This is a genomic window from Micromonospora sp. LH3U1, assembly GCF_028475105.1.
Classification (GTDB): domain Bacteria; phylum Actinomycetota; class Actinomycetes; order Mycobacteriales; family Micromonosporaceae; genus Micromonospora.
This window is the reverse complement of the sequence record NZ_CP116936.1, coordinates 5,263,915-5,285,107: the sequence shown is the minus strand read 5'-3', so window position 1 is coordinate 5,285,107 and position 21,193 is coordinate 5,263,915. Positions and strand designations below refer to the sequence as shown.

Annotated in this window: 18 protein-coding genes and 4 pseudogenes; 10 read left to right on the top strand and 12 right to left on the bottom strand. The window is 73.2% G+C overall.

Features of this window, described 5'->3' with window-relative positions:
- Positions 1-19: 19 nt before the first annotated feature.
- Positions 20-517, bottom strand: coding sequence for a glutathione peroxidase (locus PCA76_RS24050; protein ID WP_272612716.1), 498 nt, complete (start codon positions 515-517; stop codon positions 20-22).
- Positions 518-685: 168 nt separating this feature from the next.
- Here PCA76_RS24050 and PCA76_RS24045 point away from each other — a divergent pair, with 168 nt between their 5' ends.
- The 4 genes from PCA76_RS24045 (at position 686) to PCA76_RS24030 (ending at position 5,702) form a co-directional block, all read left to right on the top strand.
- Complete coding sequence (locus tag PCA76_RS24045; RefSeq protein WP_272612715.1) at positions 686-2,317, top strand: glycosyl hydrolase family 18 protein; 1,632 nt, start codon at positions 686-688, stop codon at positions 2,315-2,317.
- Between the two features lie 181 nt (positions 2,318-2,498).
- A complete protein-coding gene (locus PCA76_RS24040) occupies positions 2,499-3,008 on the top strand; it encodes a nuclear transport factor 2 family protein (RefSeq protein ID WP_272612714.1) in 510 nt (169 codons plus the stop codon).
- Positions 3,009-3,094: 86 nt separating this feature from the next.
- Entirely contained in the window at positions 3,095-4,501 is a 1,407-nt protein-coding gene (locus PCA76_RS24035; RefSeq protein WP_272612713.1) for a class II 3-deoxy-7-phosphoheptulonate synthase, read from the top strand.
- 160 nt (positions 4,502-4,661) lie between these two features.
- Positions 4,662-5,702, top strand: coding sequence for a threonine aldolase family protein (locus tag PCA76_RS24030; RefSeq protein WP_442930153.1), 1,041 nt, complete (start codon positions 4,662-4,664; stop codon positions 5,700-5,702).
- A 149-nt stretch (positions 5,703-5,851) separates the two neighbouring features.
- Here PCA76_RS24030 and PCA76_RS24025 read toward each other — a convergent pair whose 3' ends face one another.
- Both PCA76_RS24025 and pknB read right to left on the bottom strand, forming a co-directional pair.
- Complete coding sequence (locus PCA76_RS24025) at positions 5,852-6,724, bottom strand: deoxyribonuclease IV (protein ID WP_272612711.1); 873 nt, start codon at positions 6,722-6,724, stop codon at positions 5,852-5,854.
- Positions 6,724-8,711, bottom strand: a pseudogene (gene pknB / locus PCA76_RS24020) (Stk1 family PASTA domain-containing Ser/Thr kinase). Before pknB ends, PCA76_RS24025 begins: the two are co-directional and overlap by 1 nt.
- 188 nt (positions 8,712-8,899) lie before the next feature.
- Between pknB and PCA76_RS24015 the strand changes: the two are divergent.
- On the top strand, positions 8,900-9,289 hold the full coding sequence (locus PCA76_RS24015; protein WP_272612710.1) for an Rv2175c family DNA-binding protein: 390 nt from the start codon (positions 8,900-8,902) through the stop codon (positions 9,287-9,289).
- Between the two features lie 110 nt (positions 9,290-9,399).
- Here the strand turns inward: PCA76_RS24015 and PCA76_RS24010 are convergent, their stop codons facing one another.
- Together PCA76_RS24010 and PCA76_RS24005 are read right to left on the bottom strand one after the other, a co-directional pair.
- Positions 9,400-10,482 (bottom strand): polyprenyl synthetase family protein, encoded by a 1,083-nt coding sequence (locus PCA76_RS24010; protein WP_272612709.1) that lies wholly within the window; start codon positions 10,480-10,482, stop codon positions 9,400-9,402.
- Positions 10,483-10,491: 9 nt separating this feature from the next.
- Positions 10,492-10,881, bottom strand: a complete 390-nt coding sequence (locus tag PCA76_RS24005; protein WP_272612708.1) for a helix-turn-helix domain-containing protein — start codon at positions 10,879-10,881, stop codon at positions 10,492-10,494.
- Between the two features lie 247 nt (positions 10,882-11,128).
- On the opposite strand from PCA76_RS24005, the gene metF reads away from it, so the two are divergent.
- Together metF and PCA76_RS23995 are read left to right on the top strand one after the other, a co-directional pair.
- Positions 11,129-12,046, top strand: coding sequence for a methylenetetrahydrofolate reductase [NAD(P)H] (gene metF / locus PCA76_RS24000; RefSeq protein ID WP_272612707.1), 918 nt, complete (start codon positions 11,129-11,131; stop codon positions 12,044-12,046).
- A 44-nt stretch (positions 12,047-12,090) separates the two neighbouring features.
- Positions 12,091-12,780: a CDP-alcohol phosphatidyltransferase family protein gene (locus PCA76_RS23995; RefSeq protein ID WP_272612706.1), complete on the top strand. Its 690-nt coding sequence runs from the start codon at positions 12,091-12,093 to the stop codon at positions 12,778-12,780.
- Between the two features lie 28 nt (positions 12,781-12,808).
- Here the strand turns inward: PCA76_RS23995 and PCA76_RS23990 are convergent, their stop codons facing one another.
- The 6 genes and pseudogenes from PCA76_RS23990 to PCA76_RS23965 all read right to left on the bottom strand — a co-directional run bounded on the left by PCA76_RS23990 (position 12,809) and on the right by PCA76_RS23965 (position 18,046).
- The gene (locus PCA76_RS23990) at positions 12,809-14,296 is read right to left on the bottom strand and encodes a phytoene desaturase family protein (protein ID WP_272612705.1); all 1,488 of its coding nucleotides are present in this window, start codon (positions 14,294-14,296) and stop codon (positions 12,809-12,811) included.
- 10 nt (positions 14,297-14,306) lie between these two features.
- Positions 14,307-15,429, bottom strand: a pseudogene (locus PCA76_RS23985) (glycosyltransferase).
- A complete protein-coding gene (locus tag PCA76_RS23980; RefSeq protein WP_272612704.1) occupies positions 15,426-16,280 on the bottom strand; it encodes a carotenoid biosynthesis protein in 855 nt (284 codons plus the stop codon). Before PCA76_RS23980 ends, PCA76_RS23985 begins: the two are co-directional and overlap by 4 nt.
- The gene (locus tag PCA76_RS23975) at positions 16,277-16,828 is read right to left on the bottom strand and encodes a GNAT family N-acetyltransferase (RefSeq protein ID WP_272612703.1); all 552 of its coding nucleotides are present in this window, start codon (positions 16,826-16,828) and stop codon (positions 16,277-16,279) included. Before PCA76_RS23975 ends, PCA76_RS23980 begins: the two co-directional genes overlap by 4 nt.
- Positions 16,825-17,561 (bottom strand): annotated as a pseudogene (locus tag PCA76_RS23970) (monooxygenase). The gene PCA76_RS23975 and the pseudogene PCA76_RS23970 overlap by 4 nt, the downstream one beginning before the upstream one ends.
- Positions 17,558-18,046: a YbaK/EbsC family protein gene (locus PCA76_RS23965; protein ID WP_272619573.1), complete on the bottom strand. Its 489-nt coding sequence runs from the start codon at positions 18,044-18,046 to the stop codon at positions 17,558-17,560. The pseudogene PCA76_RS23970 and the gene PCA76_RS23965 overlap by 4 nt, the downstream one beginning before the upstream one ends.
- A gap of 452 nt (positions 18,047-18,498) precedes the next feature.
- Here PCA76_RS23965 and PCA76_RS23960 point away from each other — a divergent pair, with 452 nt between their 5' ends.
- Together PCA76_RS23960 and PCA76_RS23955 are read left to right on the top strand one after the other, a co-directional pair.
- Positions 18,499-18,948 (top strand): SAV_6107 family HEPN domain-containing protein, encoded by a 450-nt coding sequence (locus PCA76_RS23960; protein ID WP_007463070.1) that lies wholly within the window; start codon positions 18,499-18,501, stop codon positions 18,946-18,948.
- Between the two features lie 99 nt (positions 18,949-19,047).
- On the top strand, positions 19,048-19,845 hold the full coding sequence (locus tag PCA76_RS23955) for a hypothetical protein (RefSeq protein ID WP_272612702.1): 798 nt from the start codon (positions 19,048-19,050) through the stop codon (positions 19,843-19,845).
- Between the two features lie 9 nt (positions 19,846-19,854).
- Here PCA76_RS23955 and PCA76_RS23950 read toward each other — a convergent pair whose 3' ends face one another.
- Complete coding sequence (locus PCA76_RS23950) at positions 19,855-20,061, bottom strand: hypothetical protein (protein ID WP_272619822.1); 207 nt, start codon at positions 20,059-20,061, stop codon at positions 19,855-19,857.
- On the opposite strand from PCA76_RS23950, the pseudogene PCA76_RS23945 reads away from it, so the two are divergent.
- Positions 19,964-21,141: pseudogene (locus PCA76_RS23945) on the top strand (DNA polymerase Y family protein); the annotation flags it as partial. The gene PCA76_RS23950 and the pseudogene PCA76_RS23945 sit on opposite strands and share 98 nt — an antisense overlap.
- Positions 21,142-21,193: the final 52 nt, after the last annotated feature.

The window sequence follows — 21,193 nt, the reverse complement described above, 5'->3', positions numbered from 1 at the left end:
ACACGCCTCGGGGTGAGCCTCAGGCGGTGGTGGTGGGGAGCGCCTTTTCGATGGCGACGCGCAGCTCGTCGGCGGCGGGCTCGACCGTCGGGGCGAAGCGCGCGGCGACCGTGCCGTCCGGGGCCACCAGGAACTTCTCGAAGTTCCACCGGACGTCTCCGGTGTGCCCGTCGGCGTCCGGGGCGTCCACCAGCGCGGTGTAGAGCGGGTGTCGCTCGGGGCCGTTGACGTCGACCTTCTCGGTCAGCGGGAAGGTCACGCCGTAGTTGACCTGGCAGAAGTCGCTGATTTCGGCGCTACTGCCCGGCTCCTGCCCAGCGAACTGGTTGCAGGGGACGCCGAGCACCACCAGGCCACGGTCGGCGTAGGAGTCCGCGAGCGTCTGGAGGCCGGCGTACTGGGGGGTGAGGCCGCAGCGGGAAGCCACGTTGACGACCAGCAGCGCCTTGCCGCGGTAGCGGGCCAGCTCGGCAGGGCCGCCGTTGAGGGCGCCGATCGGGATGTCGAAGACGGTCATGGACCGAGGCTACGCGCCGGTTGGGCGGGGTTTCGGGGGCGGGCGGGCCTCGCGCACAAGATGCACCAGAAGAAATCGAAACATGGACATCTTGACGAAGTGATGACGGCGTGAGTACCGTCTCACCATCGCTTTTGGAAAGTTTCCTAACAGTTCGGGAGACGCCTTATGAAAAGATCGCTCCGCCGGGCCCTCTGGGCCGGTGCCGTGGTCGCCGTGACCGTCGCCGCGGTGCCGATGACCACCGCGTTCGGCGCCGGCACGGTCACCACCACGTTCACCAAGGCGCAGGACTGGGGGACCGGTCACGAAACGAAGGTGACCGTCACCAACGGGTCGAGTGCCACGGTCAACACCTGGCGCATCGAGTTCGACCTGCCCTCGGGCACCACCATCAGCAGCGCCTGGGACGCCGACGTGACCAGCAGCGGCAACCACTACGTCGCGGTCAAGAAGAGCTGGGCCGGCGGGCTCGCCCCGGGTGCCTCGTTCAACTGGGGCTACAACGGCACCGGCGCCTTCAAGGCACCGCTGAACTGCACCGTCAACGGCGCACCGTGCGGCGGCGGCACCCCGACCACCCCGCCGACCACGACGCCGCCGACCACCACCCCGCCCACTACGACGCCACCCACCACCACCCCGCCCACCACGCCACCGCCGACCACCACACCGCCGAACCCGGGTGGCAAGAAGGTCGTCGGTTACTTCGCCGAGTGGGGCGTCTACGCCCGCAACTACCACGTCAAGAACATCCAGACCAGCGGCTCCGCCGCCAAGCTGACCCACATCCTGTACGCCTTCGGCAACACCACCGGTGGCCGCTGCTCCATCGGCGACAGCTACGCCGACTTCGAGAAGGCGTACACGGCGGCGGACAGCGTGGACGGCGTCGCCGACACCTGGGACCAGCCGCTACGGGGCAGCTTCAACCAGCTGCGCAAGCTCAAGCAGATGAACCCGCACCTCAAGGTGATCTGGTCGTTCGGCGGTTGGACCTGGTCCGGCGGCTTCACCCAGGCCGCGCAGAACCCGGCCGCGTTCGCCGAGAGCTGCTACAACCTGGTCGAGGACCCGCGCTGGTCGGACGTCTTCGACGGCATCGACGTCGACTGGGAGTACCCGAACGCCTGCGGCCTGAGCTGTGACACCAGCGGTCCGAACGCGTTCAAGAACGTGGTCGGCGCGCTGCGGTCGAAGTTCGGCTCCAACGCCCTGGTCACCGCCGCGATCACCGCGGACGGCAGCAACGGCGGCAAGATCGACGCCACCGACTACGCCGGGGCCATGGGCAGCCTCAACTGGCTGATGCCGATGACGTACGACTACTTCGGCGCCTTCGCCGCCCAGGGCCCGACGGCACCGCACTCGCCGCTCACCTCGTACACCGGCATTCCGCAGCAGGGCTTCAACTCGGACGCGGCGATCCAGAAGCTCAAGAGCAAGGGCGTACCGGCCAACAAGCTGCTGCTCGGCATCGGCTTCTACGGCCGGGGCTGGACCGGGGTCACCCAGGCCGCCCCGGGTGGCAGCGCCACCGGCGCGGCACCGGGCACCTACGAGGCGGGCATCGAGGACTACAAGGTCCTCAAGAACACCTGCCCGGCCACCGGGACGGTCGGCGGCACCGCGTACGCCAAGTGCGGCAGCAACTGGTGGAGCTACGACACCCCGTCGACCATCAACGGCAAGATGACGTACGCGAACAACCAGGGCCTCGGTGGCGCGTTCTTCTGGGAGCTCTCCGGTGACACCGGCAACGGCGAGCTCATTGGCGCCATCAAGGGCGGTCTCGGCTGAGCCGAAGGCCGACGCACCACCCACACGGCGGGGAGGGGCCGCACCGTCCCTCCCCGCCCGTGACGACCCCGGCCCGGCCGACGCCCAGCGTCGGCCGGGCCGCCGTCGTTGGGCTGGGCCAGCGGGATGTGGCAGACTCGCGGCTCGGCACGTCTCGATCTCACCGTCGACGGAGGTGGTCATGCGCCCGACCCACCGCAGGCTGGCGGCGACCGCCGCCGGGCTGGTGCTGCTGCCGGTCGCCCTGGTCGGCTGCGGAATCGGCGGCGATGCCAAGGATGAGCCCGCCGCCAAGCCCCAGCGAGCCCCCGCCGAGGAGGCCGCCACCCGCTCCCGCGAGCGCGTGCAGGCGTACCTCGACGCGATGACCGCCAAGGACGTCGCCGCCGGCCGTAGCCAGCTCTGCGCTCTGCTGCACGACGGCTTCGACCTGGGTGCCACCGGCCCCAACGGCGACTTCGCCGATCACTTCCAGGTGCCCGAGGCGGCCATCACCGACATCCGGTCCGGTCCGCTCGGGCAGGAGGTCAGCGTCTCGGTCTCGGTCACCGCCGGCAAACGGACCGTCGCCCGGCCGCTGGTGTTCACCGTCACTCGCGACGGAAGCGACTGGTGCATCGCCGGGGAGGCACCGGGCGGCACGCCCGCCGCCCCGACGCCGACCGGCGTCGTCCCCACCCGCGCGTCCTGACCAGCGCCCGGCTCTTGATCTCCCACCTGCCGGAACCGTCCCCCTCGCCGCCCGGGCACACCCCCGGTCGCCGTACGCTTTCTGTCATGCGCCATGAGTGGCATCAGCTGAGCCATCCCGCGGTGGGCAGCCCGGGCCTGCAGACCAGCCGTCCGACCGTCGACTCCGCCGAGGACGCCGCCCTCGGCCTGGACCGCTGGCGGGAGTTGCCCCGCGAGCAGATCCCGCCGTGGTCCGACCCTGCGGCCGTCGCCGAGGTGTGCAAGGTGCTCGACACCGTGCCGTCGGTCGTCGCGCCCTACGAGGTGGACCAACTCCGGCAGAAGCTCGCCCTGGTCTGCGAGGGCAAGGCGTTCCTGCTCCAGGGCGGCGACTGCGCCGAGACCTTCGTCGACAACACCGAGAGCCACCTGCTGGCCAACGCCCGCACCCTGCTCCAGATGGCGATCGTGCTCACCTACGGCGCGTCGCTGCCGGTGGTCAAGGTCGCCCGGGTCGCCGGCCAGTACACGAAGCCCCGGTCACTGCCCACCGACGCCCGCGGCCTGCCCGCCTACCGCGGCGACCTGATCAACTCGCTGGAGGCCGACCCGGCCGCCCGGGTCGCCGACCCGCAGCGCATGATCCGGGCGTACGCCAACTCGGCGGCGGCGATGAACATGCTCCGGGCGTACCTCGCCGGCGGGCTCGCCGACCTGCACGCCGTGCACGACTGGAACAAGGGCTTCGTGAAGAACTCCCCGGCGGGGGAGCGCTACGAGGCGATCGCCCGGGAGATCGACCGGGCGCTGGCCTTCATCCGGGCCTGTGGGATGACCGACGACGAGGCGCTGCGTACCGTCACGCTCTACTGCTCCCACGAGGCCCTCGCCCTGGAGTACGACCGGGCGCTCACCCGGGTCTCCGACCGCCGGGCGTACGGGCTCTCCGGGCACTTCCTCTGGATCGGCGAGCGCACCCGGCAGATCAGCGGCGCGCACATCGACTTCATCTCCCGGATCGCCAACCCGATCGGCGTCAAGCTCGGCCCGACCACCTCCCCGGACGAGGCGATCGAGCTGTGCGAGAAGCTCAACCCGGACAACATCCCCGGCCGGCTCACCCTGATCAGCCGGATGGGTAACCACCGGGTGCGCGACGCCCTGCCGCCGATCGTCGCCAAGGTCACCGCCTCCGGCGCCAAGGTGGTCTGGCAGTGCGACCCGATGCACGGCAACACGCACGAGTCGTCCAACGGCTACAAGACCCGGCATTTCGACCGCATCGTCGACGAGGTGCTGGGCTACTTCGAGGTGCACCGGGGGCTGGACACTCACCCCGGTGGCCTGCACGTCGAGTTGACCGGCGAGGACGTCACCGAATGCCTCGGCGGCGCCCAGGGCATCGAGGATCTGGACCTGCCCGACCGGTACGAAACCGCCTGCGACCCGCGATTGAACACCCAGCAGTCGTTGGAGTTGGCTTTCCTCGTAGCCGAGATGCTCCGTGGCTGACGCGAGGAGTGAGCTTGCGAGCCCCGCAGTCGGCAGCCGAAGGAATGATTGTGGCTGACGCGAGGAGTGAGCTTGCGAGCCCCGCAGTCGGTAGCCGAAGGAATGATTGTGGCTGACGCGAGGAGTGAGCTTGCGAGCCCCGCAGTCGGCACTGGAAAGGATGATTGTGACTGACCTGTTCGTGGACCTGAGGTCCGACACGGTGACCCGACCCACCGCCGGGATGCGGGAGGCGATGGCCACCGCCGAGGTCGGTGACGACGTCTACGGCGAGGATCCGACCGTCAACGCGTTGGAGGCCGAGGTCGCCACGCTGTTCGGGCACGAGGCGGCGCTGTTCGCCCCGAGCGGGTCGATGGCCAACCAGATCGCCCTGCAACTGCTGGTGTCGCCCGGCGACGAGCTGCTCTGCGACGCCGACGCGCACGTGGTCACGTACGAGATTGGTGCCGCGGCCGCGTACGGCGGGATTTCCTCGCGGACCTGGCCTGCGGTGGGCGCGGACATCGACCCGGAGACGGTGGCCGGGATGATCCGGCCGGACGGCTACTTCGCCGTCCCCACCCGTGCGATCGCCGTCGAGCAGACCCACAATCGCGGCGGCGGCGGGGTGATTCCGCTGGCCACCCTGCGGGATCTGCGCGGGGTCGCCGACGACGCGGGCGTCGCTCTGCACTGCGACGGCGCCCGGATCTGGCACGCGCACGTCGCGGACGGGGTGCCCCTGATCGAGTACGGGCGGCTCTTCGACACGCTGTCGGTATGCCTCTCCAAGGGCCTCGGCGCGCCGGTGGGCTCGCTGGTGGTGGGCAGCGCGGAGAAGATCGAACGGGCTCGGATGATCCGCAAGCGGATGGGCGGCGGCATGCGTCAGGCCGGCATCCTCGCCGCCGCCGGCCGGTACGCGCTCGCGCACCAGGTCGACCGGCTGGCTGACGACCACGCCCGGGCGGCCCGGCTCGCCGAGGTGGTCGCGCCGTTCGGCGTGCTGGCCACCACGGTCCGCACCAACCTGGTCGCGCTGGACCTCACCAAGCACGCCCTGGACGCGCGTGCCCTGGCCGCCGCCGCGCGGGCCGAGGGCGTACTGATCTCGGTGCTCGGCCCCCGTACCGCCCGACTGGTCACCCACCTGGGCCTCACCGACGCGGACATCGACCGCGCCGCCGCAGCCCTACCCCGAATCCTCGCCGCGGCCTAACCCCACCCCCGCCCCGCCCCCGCCCCCGCCCCTCCACCCCCTCTGCGAGCCCGGTGATCAAGAGGTTTGCGTCATCCGGAGACCGGAATCTGACGCAAACCTCTTGATCACCGGAGGTGGGGGACGTGCATGGGGGCAGGGGGGCGGGGTTAGGCAGGTGGGGTTAGGCGGGTGAGGGTGGTGATGTCGGTGGCGTGGCCGACGTGCTTTTCGCTCGGGGTTTCCACGACCATCGGGACGCCGGCGGTGGCGGGGTGGGCCATCAGCTCGGCGAAGGCGGGCTCCCCGATGGTGCCCTTGCCGATGTTCTCGTGCCGGTCCCGGGTCGAGCCGCACAGATCCTTCGAGTCGTTGGCGTGGATCAGCCGCAGCCGGTCCGCGCCGACCGTGTCGATCAGGGTGTCCAGGGTCGCCGTCATGCCGCCCTCGGCCGCCAGGTCGTGGCCGGCCGCCCAGGCGTGGCAGGTGTCGAAGCAGACTCCGAGCATGGGGTGCCGGTCCACCGCGTCCAGGTAGGGCCCGAGCTGCTCCACCCGGGAGGCGAGTGACCGGCCACCGCCCGCGCTCGGCTCGACCAGCAGCATCGGTCCGCCGGCGTCGGCGGCCCAGTCGAGCAGCGGCAGCAACTCCTGGCGGACCTGTCGCATCGCCGCCTCGGCGTGCCCCTCGTCCACTGAGCTGCCCGCGTGGAACACCACCGCCTGCGCGCCGATCGCCACGCCCCGACGCAGCGCGTGCGCCAGCGTCTGCGCCGACTTCTCGACCGTGGCCGGGGTGGGCGAGCCGAGGTTGACCAGCAGCGAGGCGTGGATGAACGCCGGAATGCCCCGCTCGGCGCAGCCGTCGCGGAACAGGGCGTCCTGTACGGGGTCACCGCTGGGCAGCGCCCAGCCCCGCGAGTTGGAGACGTAGACCTGAACGACCTGGGCGCCGGTCGCGTCGGCGTACGGCAGGGCGGCTTTCGCCAGCCCACCGGAGGTCGAAGTGTGCGCGCCAACCGGCCGCGAGTTGATCGCCGGCATCAGAAGCACGTGATGGCGACCGGGGTGCCCGGCGGCACCTGCGAGTTCTCGCCCGGGACCTGGATCCGGACCACGGCGTTCGGGTTGAGCGCAATGGTCACCGGGAAGCCCTGGCTCTCCAACACCTGCTTGGCCTGCTGGCAGGGCAGGTCGATCACCCGGGGCATGACGGTCAGCGGTGGGCCCTTGCTGACGTCCAGCTTGACCTGGGTGCCCTTCTCCACGCCGGCGCCGTCGGCCGGGCTCTGGCCGAGGATCTCGTCCCTGGGCTTGTCGGAGTCCTTGTAGGTCTCCGCCAGCACCAGGTTGCGCTGGGCCAGGATGGTCCGGGCCTCGGTCAGGCTCTTGCCGACCAGGTTCGGCACCGTCACCGGCGCTCGACCCCGGCTCAGAATGAGGGTGATCTTGGCACCCGGTTTGACCTCGGTGCCCACCTTGGGGGAGCTGTCCACCACGACCCCGGCCGGCAGGCTGTCGTCGTAGCGGGCGGCACCCCTGGCCACCACCAGCTTCACGTTGACCAGGTCGGCTTCGGCGAGCTCGAACTCCTTGCCGATCACGTCCGGCACGGGGAAACGCTCCGGGCCGAGAGAGAGGGTCAGGGTGATCGTGCCACCCTTGACGATCTTGGTGGCGGACGCCGGGCTCTGCCCCAGCACGCTGTCCTTCGGGGCCTTCTCGTCGAAGCGCGGCTCACCGTACTTCAGGACGAGCCCGGCGCGGTCGGCCAGCGCCTGCGCCTCGGCCTTGTTCAGGCTCACCAGCTGCGGAGCGTCCGTGTAACGGCCGGCGCCAAACCACCAACCCCCGACGGCGGCCACCAGGCCCAGCGTCACCACCACGGCCGCGACGGCCAGTCGATTGCGCGGGTTGCTCAGCATCGTGGTGCGCAGCGCGGCGAGCCGGGCCCCCAGGCCCTCCGCCGGCTCCGGAGCGGCCCGACGCCGACCCGGCCCCTGGCTGCTGCCCCCTCGGGCAGCCGCGCCCAGGCCGGACGGTTGGACGGGCGGACCGTCGCGACCACCATGGTCGGCTGGGAGAGCGGTGCGTCGTCGGTCACCGGGCGGAGCACTGCGGTGCGGGTGTTGTCGTCGCCCAGGCGATCCCGGGCCACCTGAACCTCGGCCAGCAGTGCGCCGGCGTCGGCGGGCCGCGCGCCGGGATTGCGCCGAGTGGCCCGCTGCACCAGATCGTCGAGGACCGGCGGAAGGCCGGGCACCAGCGTCGAGGGCACCGGTACGTCCCGGTCGACGTGCTGCCAGGCGACGTCCACCGGGCGGTCCCCGTCGTACGGCACACGGCCGGTGAGCATCTCGAACAGCACGATGCCGGCCGAGTAGACGTCGGTGCGCGGGTCGGCACGGCCCTCGGTGACCAGTTCCGGGGCGACGTACGCCACGGTGGCCATGAGCTGGTTGCCCTGCTCCTCGTCGGCGCTAGCCTCGACCGCCCGGGCCAGCCCGAAGTCGGCCACCTTGACGACGCTGTCGACAAGGTTGGTGACGCCACCGGTAGGCGCCTCGGCGACAAGTACGTTTTCCGGCTTGACGTCGCGGTGCACGAGACCGGCCCGGTGCGCGGCGGCGATCGCGGCGAGCATCTGCTCGGCGATGGCCAGCGCCTCGTCCGGGTTGAGACGGCGTCGCTCGGCGAGCACGTCGCGCAGCGTGCGGCCGCGGACGTACTCCATCACCAGGTACGGCAGACCGGCGTGCGTGCCCTGGTCGTAGACCGCCACCACGTTTGGGTGGGTCAGCCGGGCGATGGTCTTCGCCTCGTCGGTGAACCGGGCCACGAAGTTGGCGATCCGGGCTCGAGCCTCGGGCGCCTGGGTCGGGTGGATGATCTTGACAGCGACGGTGCGCTCAAGGCGTTCGTCGGTGGCGGTGTATACGGTCGCCATGCCACCACGGGCCACGCGACCGCGAATGCGGTAGCGCCCGTCGATCAGCGAGCCCAGCAACGTGTCGGCGACCTGTGTGTCCATCGGCAGGGAGTCTATGTGTCCAAGGGGTGAAGGTTGAACAGGATGCTACAGCCGTACGCCGAATTGGTCGGTCCTGCTGCGCTTGCCGCCCCTCATCCGCTGGTCAGCGGCGATCACGAGAGTGGGCCGCGATCGATCGTCCGGGGTGCCGGTGTCTCGTCGCGGTGGCGGCGTGGCAGGGTGGTCGGGTGACCGAACCCGTACCCGACCAGGCCGCGCCCGGCCTGGAGCCCGCCGGACCCACCGACCCGGCCGGCTGGCTGGCCCTGCCCGACGTCGCCGAGCGCCTCGACGTGTCGATCAGCAAGGTGCACCAGATGATCCGTGACCGGGAGTTGCTGGCGGTCCGCCGCGACGGCATCCGCCGGATCCCGATGGACCTGGTTGCCAACCAGACCGTGCTCAAGCACCTGCCCGGCGTGCTCAACCTGCTCGCCGACAATGGCTACGACGACGAGGCTGCCCTGCGCTGGCTCTACGAGCCGGATGAAACCCTTCCCGGCGCCACCCCAGCCGCGGCCCTGTCCGGCGACCAGGCCCGAGAGGTAAAGCGCCGAGCCCAAGCCCTGGGCTTCTAACCACCCCGGCCCCCCTTTCCCCCGTCGATCATGAAGTTATTGCCAGCTTGCTCGGCGTGTCGTGGCAATAACTTCATGATCAACGCGGGGGCCGGGGGTGGGGTTGGGGGTTAGTCGGCTCGGCGGGTTGCGGCTATGGCCAGGTCTACCAGGGCTTGGCGGGCCTCGGTGTCGAGGTCGACGGCGGTCAGTGCCGCCAGGGCGGCATCGGTGAGCGTGACGATCCGCTGCTCGGTGCGGGCCAGCGCCCCGCTCGCGGAGATCAACTCGCGCAGTCGGGTCACCCCCTGTTCGTCCAGCTCCGGGTCGCCGAGCCGGCTGAGCAGCAGCTCGCGGCCCGCGTCGTCGGTGGCCTCCACGGCCGCCGCCACCAGGTAGGTGCGCTTGCCCTCGCGTAGGTCGTCCCCGGCCGGCTTACCGGTCAGCGCCGGGTCACCGAAGACCCCCAGCACGTCGTCGCGGAGCTGGAACGCCTCGCCGAGCGGCAGCCCGTACGCCGAGTAGGCCGTCCGCACGTCGGCCGTCGCGTCGGCCAGCGCGGCCCCGAGCAGCATCGGACGCTCGACGGTGTACTTCGCGGACTTGTACCGGGCGACCTTGCTGGCCCGTTCCACGGAGGTGTCGCCGGTGACCTGCGTCAGCACGTCGAGATATTGCCCGACGGTGACCTCGGTGCGCATCTCGTCGAAGACCGGCCGGGCCCGGGCCAACGACCACAGGTCCAGTCCCGAGGAGTGCAGCAGCTCGTCGGACCAGACCAGACAGAGGTCGCCGAGCAGGATGGCCGCGGCGTCGCCGAAGCCGTCCGGGTCACCGCCCCAGCCGGCCTCCCGGTGCCGCGTGGCGAACCGCCGGTGCACCGCGGGCTCGCCGCGGCGGGTGTCGGAGCGGTCCATCAGGTCGTCGTGGATCAGGGCACTGGCCTGTACGAACTCCAGTGCGGCCAGGGCCGTGAGCACCTGGTCGCCGTCCACCCCACCGGCGCCCCGGAACCCCCAGTACGCGAATGCCGGACGCAGCCGCTTGCCGCCGCCGAGCACGAATGCCTCGATCGCCTCGGCCACCGGGATCAGGGCGTCGTCCACGGCGGCGAGCCGGACACGTTGGCCGGCCAGGAACTCGGTGAGGGCTTTGTCGACCCGCTGCCGCAGGCCGGCACGGTCGACGGGAGACACGGGAGCAGCGTGGGTCACGCCTCGACGCTAGCGGGTCGCCGAAGCCCGCGCGCTACCGCCACGCGTAGTCCCACCGGTGCGGCCGGGGCCGGTCCGCCCGGCCGGTCGGGTGCCGGCCACCGGGACGCGGCCCGGTCCGGTGGCTCGCGTCGCGCCGGCCCGACGGGTGGCCGCGGCGGCCTCGGCGAGCGCCACCAGCGGCACGTCCAGGACGACGGCGAGCCAGCCGAGCCAGAACCCGCCGGGCACGCGTCGCTGTCGTTCCCACCGGGACACCTCGTGCCGGCTCAGCGTCGGCACCCCGGCGGCGGCACACAACTCGGCGGCGGCGCGCTGCTGGCTCCAGCCACGGGCCAGCCGGCGCCGGGCCAGCAGCGGCCCGAGCTGCGCTGGGCGTGGCGATGCGGGCGGGGTCATGGGTCCTCCTGGCGGGCGTCGGCGCGGTGACGACCCACCCGCCCGACCGGGCGGGGCCGGCGTCACCGCTCGGTTGCTGACCCCCGCGCGGGACCCGGGCCGCCCCCGCCGCCCCTCCCACACCACCCATTCCTACCCCGGGGGTACGACGCCTTTCCGCCGGCCGGGCCTGGGCGCGTAGGGCGACATCGGCCGCCGGGGTGGGAAGCGTCTGGGTCATGGTGGCGTTGCCCGCTAGAGTCGGGTCGTGGCGCTCGGTCTCCCCTCGGTACTCCCCAATCCGCAGCCGGCGATCGGGGAGCTCATCCGTGAGCGCCAACCGACCTTCTCGTTCGAGTTCTTTCCGCCCAAGACCGAGGCGGGGGAGCGGCTGCTCTGGCAGGCCATCCGCGAGTTGGAGTCGCTGCGCCCGTCGTTCGTGTCGATCACGTATGGCGCTGGCGGCTCGACCCGGGACACCACCGTGGCGGTGACCGAGCGGATCGCCACCGAGACCACCCTGCTGCCGATGGCCCACCTGACCGCGGTCAACCACTCCGTCGCCGAGCTGCGCCACGTGGTCGGCCGGCTCGCCGGGGTGGGAGTGCGTAACGTGCTGGCCGTCCGCGGCGACCCGCCGGGCGACCCGGGCGGTGAGTGGATCCGCCACCCCGACGGTGTGGACTACGCCGAGGACCTGGTCCGCCTGGTGCGCGATGCCGGCGACTTCAGCGTCGGCGTGGCGGCCTTCCCGTACAAGCACCCCCGCTCGCCCGACGTGGCCAGCGACACCGCGCAGTTCGTTCGCAAGTGCCGTGCCGGCGCCGAGTTCGCGGTCACGCAGATGTTCTTCGACGCCGACGACTACCTGCGGCTGCGTGATCGGGTGGCCGCCGCCGGCTGCGACACCCCGATCCTGGCCGGGGTCATGCCGGTGACCCAGATCGGCACCATCGAGCGGTCCGTGCAGCTGTCCGGTGCGCCGTTCCCACCGGCGTTGGCGGCCCGCTTCGAACGCGTCGCCGACGACCCGGAGGCCGTCCGCCTGCTCGGCATCGAGCAGGCCAGTGAGATGTGCCGCCGACTGCTGGACGAGGGTGTGCCGGGGATCCACTTCATCACCCTCAACCGGTCCACCGCGACCCGCGAGGTCTGGCAGAACCTGAAGGCCGGCGCGCGGGTGTGAACGTTGAGCCTGCGACACCTGATGCCCGGCATGACGGTTGATCCGTGGTGGGCACACAGCTGAACTGGGATCAGTACGCCACGGCGTGGGCGCGGTTGCACGGCGGGTTCGACCCCCGGGTCGCCGCGCCGGTGGTGCGCGCCTGGCTGCGGTTCGCGTACCACGTCGGGTATGTGCTGGGCCGGCTGCGGGTCAGCCCCACGGCGGTCACCGTGGCCGGGGTGCTGCTCTGCTTCTGCGTACCGTTGCTGGTGACCCGGCCGGGGAACGGACCGTTCCTCGGTGCGCTGTTCGTGCTGCTCGCCGCCGTGGCGGACAGCGTGGACGGCGCGGTGGCGGTCGCCACCGGCCGCACCACCCGGCTCGGCTACGTCTACGACTCGGTCGCCGACCGGCTCGGTGAGGTGGCGTGGTTGCTGGCGTTCTGGCTGGTGGGCGCGCCGGGTGCGCTGGTCGTCGCGGGCGGCGCGCTGTCCTGGCTGCACGAGTACGTCCGAGCCCGGGCGGTCGCCGCCGGCATGCGCGACATCGGTGCGGTGACCGTGGGTGAACGCCCCACCCGGGTCTCGGTGGCGCTGGTCGGGTTGCTGGTCGCCGGGTTGGCCGGGCTGATCGAGCCGGACCTGGCCGCCGGCACCATCACCATGGCGACCGCGGTGTGGGTGCTGCTGGCCGGTTTCGGCCTGGGGCAACTGCTCTCCAGCATCCGGCGCGCCCTGATCGACGCCGGCTGAGCGTCCGTGCCCTGTTGAGCGGCCCGCCCTACCAGGCGGGGCCGATCTCGTCGGCGACGATCTGCGCGGAGAGGGTCACCATCGGCAACCCGCCGCCCGGGTGGGTGGAGCCGCCCACCAGCCACAGCCCGTTCACCGGGCCCCGGTTGGCGGGGCGGAGCAGCCCGCCGGCGGTGCCGTAGATAGAGCCACCTGGCGCCCCGGTCGCCGCGTCCAGGTCGGCCGGGGTGCGGATCTCGCGGAACAGCAGCCGGTCGCGCACGTCCACGCCGCGCCGTGCCAGCACGTCCAGGATCCGGTCGGCGTACGCGTCGGCCAGCCCTGGGCGTCGCCAGTCGACCGCACCTGCCGCGGTGCCCTGCCGAGGGGCGTTGACCAGCACGAACCACGCCTCATGTCCGGCCGGGCGGACCATCGGGTCGTCGGCCACGGTGACGAACACCGTCGGGTCGGCTGCCGGCCGGGCCCGTACGCCACGCCCGGGGTCGCCGAAGATCGCGTCGAACTCCGCGTCGTAGTCGTCCGGGAAGAAGACGTTGTGGTGGGCCAGCCCGGTGTCGCCGGAGACGCCGAGCAGCAGCACGAAGCCGGCGAGGCTGCGGTCGGTCAGCCCGGCCAGCCGACGGGGGTGCGGCAGCAGGTCACGGTAGACGGTGAGCGCGTCCACGTTGGCCACGACCACGTCGGCGGGCACCGGCGCGGTGACGCCGGCGAGGCGTACCCCGTGCACGCGACCGCCGGTGGCGTCGATCCGGGTGACCGTGGCGTCGGTCTGCACGACCACGCCGAGGTCCAGGCAGCGCGTCAGCAGCGCGTCGGCGAGGGTGCCCAACCCGCCGCGCAGATACCAGCCGCCGAAGGTCAGCTCGGCGTACGGGACCGCGACCAGCGCCGCCGGCGCCCGGCGTGGGTCGGCGCCGGTGTAGGTGGCGTACCGGTCCAGCAGCATCCGCAGCCGCGGGTCGGACAGGTGTCGACGGCCCAATCCGCGCAGGGTGCGGCCCGGGGCGATGGCGGCCAGGTCGCCGACGCGCCAGGCCAGCGACGCGAGGTCGCGGGGGGAGTCGACGGTACGGCGCAGGATGTCCCGCTCAGAGGCGTGCCACACCCGCGCGGCCCGACGCCACAGCCGCTGCCAGTCGGCTGCCGCCCGGTCACCGAAGGCGGCCCCGATCCGGGCGGCGAACTCCACCGGGTCGGCGCACGAGTCCAGCGTCGGGCCACCGCCGGGGAAGACGTGCCGGACGATCGGGTCCAGCGGGACCAGGTCCAGGTATTCGTCGAGCTTCGCCCCCGTGGCCTCGAACAGGTCTTGGAAGACCTCGGGCAGGGTGAGCAGGCTCGGCCCGGTGTCGAAGTGGAACGACCCGGCCGGGGTGTCGTGCGCGTACCGGCCGAGCTTGCCACCGACCGTGTCGGCCCGCTCGAAGACGGTCACCTGGTGCCCGGTGGAGGCCAGCCGGGCGGCGGTGGCGAGGCCACCCACCCCGGCGCCGACGACCACGATCCGCGCCATGCCGCGCCTCCTAGCTGACCGGGCGGCCCCGCCAGGTCAGGCGGCGCCGCTTTCGCAGATGGTACGACCGTAGGGTCAACCAACCGAGGACCACGACCGACACGGGGTGTGCGAGTGCGTCGGGCCACCACCGGCCCCCGGTCGCTCGTGCGGTGAGCACCCGCCCGGCCACCCCGAGCAGGTATGCGATGAGCGCAACCATTGACACCCGGGGAGCTGTCGATGCGAACCCCAGCGCGATCAGCGGCGGGGCGGTGTAGAGCAGCAGCAGCGACGCCAGCACGGCCGCTGCGGCGCCCGGGTGCCCGAACGACGCCCAGAGCGACTTCGAGTATCCGTCGCGCAGTTGCGGCCAGTCGTCGTACATCCGGCAGGTGGCCAGCCGGGAGCCGTCGGCCAGGGCGATCCGCCCACCGGCCCGTTTGACCGCCCGGGCCAGCTCGACGTCCTCCAGGATCTTGTCGGCGACCGCGGCGTGCCCGCCGGCGGCGGTGTAGCCGGCCCGGTCCACCACCAGGAACTGCCCGCCCGCCGCGGCCAGCGACGGCCGCGGCGAGCGCTCCATCGCGCGCAGCGGCAGGAAGGTCAGCCAGAGCCACTGCAGCAGCGGCTGCACCAGCCGGTCGGCCGCCGTCGCCACCACGATCCGGGGTACGGCGACAGCAGTGTCGCGCGGGCGGCGCGCAGCTCGGTGACGGCCGCGCCACGGCGTGCGGGGCGAGCACCACGTCGGCATCGACGAAGACCAGCGCGGTGGCGTCCGGGTCGGCCCGGTTGGCCAGTTGCCAACAGGCGTGCGGCTTGCCCAGCCAGCCCGGCGGCGGGGCGACCCCGGTGAGCAGCGTGACCCGGGGGTCCTCACCGACCACCGCGCGGACCACGTCGGCGGTGCCGTCGGTGGAGCCGTCGTCGAGGACGACGACGCGCAGGCCGGGCACGCCGCGCTGGGCGAGCAGGGCGCGCAGGCAGGGAGTGACCCGGGCGGCCTCGTCGCGCAGCGGCAGCAGCACGGCGACCGGCTCGTCGACCTCGTCGGGCTGGTCCGTGGGCCGGCGCAGCCAACGGGCGGCGTTGACCCAGGTGTGCCCGGTCAACGCGGCGACGGCGATCAGCAGGGCGAGCAGGACGATCATCGGGTCGCGTCGACGCCGGGGCGGTGCGGCTGGTGGTCCGCCCGAACGGAGTCACGGCCCCGGCGGGCACGCAGCAGGGCCACCGCCAGCGGCACGGCGGTCACCGACATGCCGGCCGCGCCCCAGAGCGCCGAGGCGGGTAGGTCGAGGAAGACCGCGTGGGCCAGGATGCTGGAGAAGTACGTCCACAGGTAGAGCGCGATCATCGGGTGGTCCCGCCGATCGGTGTGCTCGGCGGCCGGCCCGGCCAGCGGGCGCAGCGCGCTCATCATCAGCACCGCGAAGAGCAGCCAGCCCAGATAGTTGCTGACCGGGATGCCGGGCAGGCCGGGCAACGCCGGGGTGGCGTCCCGCCAGACCCAGTAGCCCTCAGCCACCATCTGCGGATCGAGGAAGAGGTCCCAGGCGGCCAGCCCCACCGTGGCCAGCGCGATCCTCCCCACCCATCGACCGACCGGTGACCCGCTGCCGACCGGCGAGCCGGTGCCGCCGGTCAGCCGGACCGCCGCCAGCCAGGCCGGCCAGGCCATCCAGGTCCAGGCCAGCGGAATGATCAGCGGCACTCCGGCCAGCTTGGGGCCCAGCTCGCCGGAGTAGTCGTAGCTGCCGAACGGCACACCGGTGGCCACCCCGATCGCCTCGATCGCGAACCCGCCGCCGGTGGCCACCGCGACCAGCGCCGCCGCGACGCGCGGACCCCGGCTGAGCAGCGCGTGGCCGACCGAGAGCAGCCAACCGAGAACGACGGTGGCCACGGTGAGCCCGGCCCGGGTGGCGCCGGTGGTGAGCGGGTAGCAGATCTGGGCGAGCACCAGGACGGCGAGCAGCGTCCAGGAGATCCGCCGGGTCATGACGCGGGTGGCTCGAGCGGCAGGTCCCGACCGAGTACGCCGAATGGACGCTCGTCGCCGGGGAAGTGGAAGCTGCGCAGCACGTCGACGAAGCCGAATCGCCGGTACAACCGCCAGGCCCGGGAGGTCTGCTCGTCGGCCTCCGGGGTGGACAGCAGCGTGGTGTCGCCCTCGGCCATGCCGAGCAGCGCGCGCAGCTGGCCGGTGCCCAGGCCGTGCCCCTGCGCCGGTGGCCGGACATGCAGCTCGACCACCTCGAAGCAGTGGGTGAGCCAGCGCGTACGGGCCGGAGCGTCCAATGCTCGGTGCACCTGGTCGTGCCACCACTGGCCGGAGGCGCCCAGGTAGCCGTAGCCGAATCCGGCGAGGTGACCCTCACTGGTCAGGCTGGCGACCGCCCGGAAACCCGGCCGGCGGACATGGGTGGCGATGTAGCCGCGACGGGCCTCCAGCAGGTCGGTGCGGTATCCCATCGCCTCGCCGTAGACGGCCACCACGTCGTCCAGCCGCCGGACGAGATCGTCCGGCGTCCAGCGCACCAACCTCATGCCCCTCCACCCTTCACCGTTTCCGGGCCGCCGTCGGCGACCCACCCGAGCACAGTCCGGTCGCCGACCACGTCGCGCACCTCGAACCGAGCGAACAACTCCTCGGCGTACCAGCCCGCGGTGGGGGTTCGCATGATCGCCGCCCGGTGCTCCGGGTGACGGTACGCGAACGCCACCAGGTCCGTCGGATCGCGCCACACGCTCACCGTGCCCTGCCAACCCAGCGGCGCCTCCCCGACCCCGAACCGGGCCAGCAGCCCGGGCGCGTCGCGCAGGGCGGCGGCCACCGGGGGGATCGCCCGCCAGAAGGTGGCTGCCCGGCGGGCCCGCAGCCGAGCCCGGGTCAGCGCCAGCACCGGGCCGGTGACCCGGCCGCCCGACGGGTCGCCGAACGGCCGCTGGCCGGACCACTCGCCCCGGCTGGTCAGCGGGCGCAGGTCGATCCGGACCTGGGCGCGGGCGATGCGTGCCCAGGCGCGCCCGACCGACGAGTCGTCGAAGCCGGCCGCCGCGGCGGGGAGTCCCAGACGGTCAGCGCCGCCCACCGGGTCAGGTCGGCGTCCCTCGGCCCGAAGTCGGTGCCGGTCCCGGTGCCCAGCAGCTTGCCGAACCGGACGCCCGGGAGGGCGCGCAACCGGCGTGGGTCCACCGCCATCCGGGTCAGCGCCCGGGGCAGCGCGCCGCGAGAGGTCCGCCACACGTGCAGCGTGACCAGCTCCGGAGCCGTGCTCACGCCACCTCGGCCGGGCTGCCGGCGGTGACCCGCAGCAGCTCGGCGTAGGTGGTCGGGAAGACCGCCTGCGGTACGCCACCCGCGGCCCAGATCTCGGGGTACGCCGCCAGCGCCGTGTCCACCAGGGTGCGCAGCGGGTGCGGGTGCCCGAGCGGGGCGACCCCGCCGATCGGCTGCCCGGTGTGCGCTCGGACGAACTCCGGGGTGGCCCGGCGCAGCCGGGTGACCCCGGTCGACGCCGCCAGGCCGGCGGTGTCGACCCGGTGTGCGCCGGAGGTGAGCACGAGCAGCGGCGTGTCGTCCGCGTCGAAGATCAGCGAGTTGGCGATCTGGCCGACCTCGACGCCGAGCGCCTCGGCGGCCACCGCAGCGGTGTGCACCGCGTCGGGCAGCAGGCGGACCGTGCTGGGCTCACCGGCGCCGTCGAGCGTGCCGGCGGCGGTGAGCGCGTCCTGCACCGCTCGTACGTTCGGGTGTGGCTGCATGGTCGTCATTCTTCCCGGTCCGCCGGTGTCGGTTCACCCAGGTTCACCCGGCCGGCGAGCCCAGCGCGTCACACGTTGCATTTTCGTCGGAGGGGAGGTGTACTGTCAGCAGCAGTTAGAACGAGTGTTCGATTGCCTCGAACGCCCGTTCCAACCAGCCGGAGCGCGGCGTTTCGCGGCGCCAGCTCCGGGCGGTGTGGCTCCGCGGGCCGCACCTGGGTTTCCGGGCAGTCGCGAGCCTGGTCCCGACAGGCAGGAGCGTCGTCCGCCGCCCACGACCCCCGGGCGGCGGGCGACGACCCCGCCGGTACGCCGGCCGGGTGTGGTGTGGGGAAGCATCCACACCCGGCCGGCCACACCCGGTGCGTCTTCCTCCGCACCACCCGACCTCGGCGTCTCATCGGCGGCACCAGCGCGCCGAGTCGACGCCCGGCCACGTGGAGGAGACATCCATGCCGACCAACCCGGCTCAGGCACCGACGGTGCCGGCGCACGTGCTGCCACATCGCACCCCCGCCCAGCTCCTCACGTTGGCCCGGCGCGGGCTGGTCGAGGCCGGCCAGACCCGACCTGACGGTCTGCGCTACGCGGCTGCCCACCTGGCGGCGCTGCGCGCGGCGGCCGCCCTGCTCGCCGCCCGCGCCCGGCCCGCGCCGAGTCGGCGCAACCGGATCACCAGCGTCTGGGTCCTCCTCTGCGCCGTCGCTCCGGAGCTCGACGAGTGGTCCCGGTTCTTCGCCGCCGGGGCCAGTAAGCGCGCCGCCGCCGAGGCCGGCATCCCCCGTGTGGTCAGCGCCCGGGAGGCCGACGATCTGCTCCGCGCTGCCGAACAGTTCGTCACGGTGGTGGAGACCGCGCTCGGCGTGGCCCACCAACCGGCCCTGGACGGCCTCGCCGCATGATCCCGCCGTGCCACCGGCCGCCCCGCGGGGAGCCGGGCGGCCGGTGGCACGGCGTGCCGGTCCTGATCTGAACCACAGCAACGACGGGGGGTTGGTCCGATGGCGGGCCGCATGGTGGTCGGTTCCGCCGCACTGGCCGATCTGGTGCGCCCGGCGAGTGCACCCGACCCGGTCGGCGGCCACCGGGTGCTGCCGGTGGTGCCCGAGCTGACCGGTCTGTTGCCCAACCGGGGCCTGCGCCGGGGCAGCACCATCGCGGTTGCCGCCGGCCAGTCCCAGCGCAGCGGTGGCACCTCGCTGATGCTGGCCCTGCTCGCCGAGGCGTCCCGGGCCGGCTCGTGGTGTGCGGTGGTCGGTGTGCCGACGTTCGGTGCGGGCGCGGCCGCCGAGCTGGGCATCGCCCTGGACCGGCTGGCCCTGGTGCCGAATCCCGGCCCCGAATGGGCCACCGTGGTCGCCGCGCTGATCGACGGGGTGGACGTCGTGGTCACCACCGTGCCGGCCTCGGTCTCCGCCTCGGTCGCCACCCGGTTGGCCGCCCGGGCCCGGCAGCGCGGCAGCGTGCTCGTCCCGTACGGCCGGTGGGACGGCGCGGACGTGACACTGCAGGTGGTCCGTGGAGTCTGGGAAGGGCTCGGGCAGGGCCGGGGGCGGCTGCGTCGCCGGGAGGTCACCGTCTCGGCGCGCGGGCGCGGGGCGGCCGCCCGACCCAAGGAGATCAAGGTCTGGCTCCCGGGTGACGAGCTGACCCGGGTGATCCCCCGCATGGTGCCGTCGACCGTGGGCCGCCCGGCCGCGCCGCTCGCCGGCCGGCCCCGTCCGGTGCCACCAGCCGGTGACCGGGCCCGCACCGACACCGCCCGCCAGAGCGCACTCACCCTGGTCGGTCCGGCGTGACATCGGCGGTCAGGTGCGAGTCCGGCCCGGGTGGGCTGCGGTGACCGGCTCGCCGGCACGGGCTCTGCTGCTGTGGTGCCCGGACTGGCCGGTGCTCGCCGCCGAGATCGTCGACGGGGTGCCGGCGACCGGCCCGGTCGCCGTGCTGCACGCCAACCGGGTGGTCGCCTGCTCCGAGCGGGCCCGCGCCGAGGGGGTGCGTCGAGGGCTGCGCAAGCGGGAGGCGCAGGGCGCTGCCCGCAGCTCACCGTCGTGGAGTACGACCCAGGCCGGGACGCCCGCGCGTTCGAGCCGGTGGTCGCCGCGGTGGAGGAGTTGGTCGCCGGCGTCGAGGTGGTCCGTCCGGGCGCCTGCGCGGTGGCCGCCCGGGGGCCGAGCCGCTACCTCGGCGGCGAGGAGGCGGCCGCCGAGCGGATCATCGAGCACGTCGCCCAGTCGTGCCTGGTGGAGAGTCAGGTCGGCATCGCCGACGGGGTGTTCGCGGCCGGGTTGGCCGCCCGCGCCGGTCGGGTGGTGGCACCGGGCGGGACACCGGAGTTCCTGGCCGGGCTGCCGGTCGAGGCGCTCGGCCGGTCGGCGTTGGCCGACCTGCTGCGCCGGCTGGGTGTGCGTACCCTCGGCGACTTCGCCGCGTTGCCGGCTGGCGACGTGCTGGCCCGGTTCGGGTTCGACGGTGCACTGGCCCATCGGCTGGCCGCCGGGCGGGACCACCGCCCACTCGCCGTCCGGCAGCCGCCGGCCGACCTGACGGTGACCGCCGAGCACGACGAGCCGATCGACCGGGTCGACGCGGCGGCGTTCGTGGCCCGGGCACTGGCTGAGCAGCTACACGAACGACTGGCCGGGCACGGGCTGGCCTGCACCCGGCTCGGCATCGAGGCGGTCACCGAGCACGGGCAGGAGCTGCACCGGGTGTGGCGGCACGATGGCCTGCTCACCGCCGCGGCCATCGCCGACCGGGTGCGCTGGCAGCTCGACGGTTGGCTCTCCGGCAGCAACGGCCGCACCGGCGCCCGACCGGCCCGACCGACGGCCGGCATCATCCGGCTGCGACTGATCCCGGACGGGGTGATCGCCCAGGCCGGCCTACAAGCCGGCCTGTGGGGGGAGACCGGCGAGGAGCGGGAACGAGCGCACCGGGCGTTGAGCCGCGTGCAGGGCATCCTCGGCCCGGAAGCGGTGGTCACCGCGGTGCTCGGGGGTGGGCGCTCCCCGGCCGACCAGGTGCGACTGGTGCCGTGGGGCGACGAACGCCTCCCCGCCCGCCCCGGCCCACCACCGCTGCCCGGCGAGCCGATCACCAGCGGCGCCGACCGGGCCGTCAGCGCTGGCCGGGCTTCCGGCACCG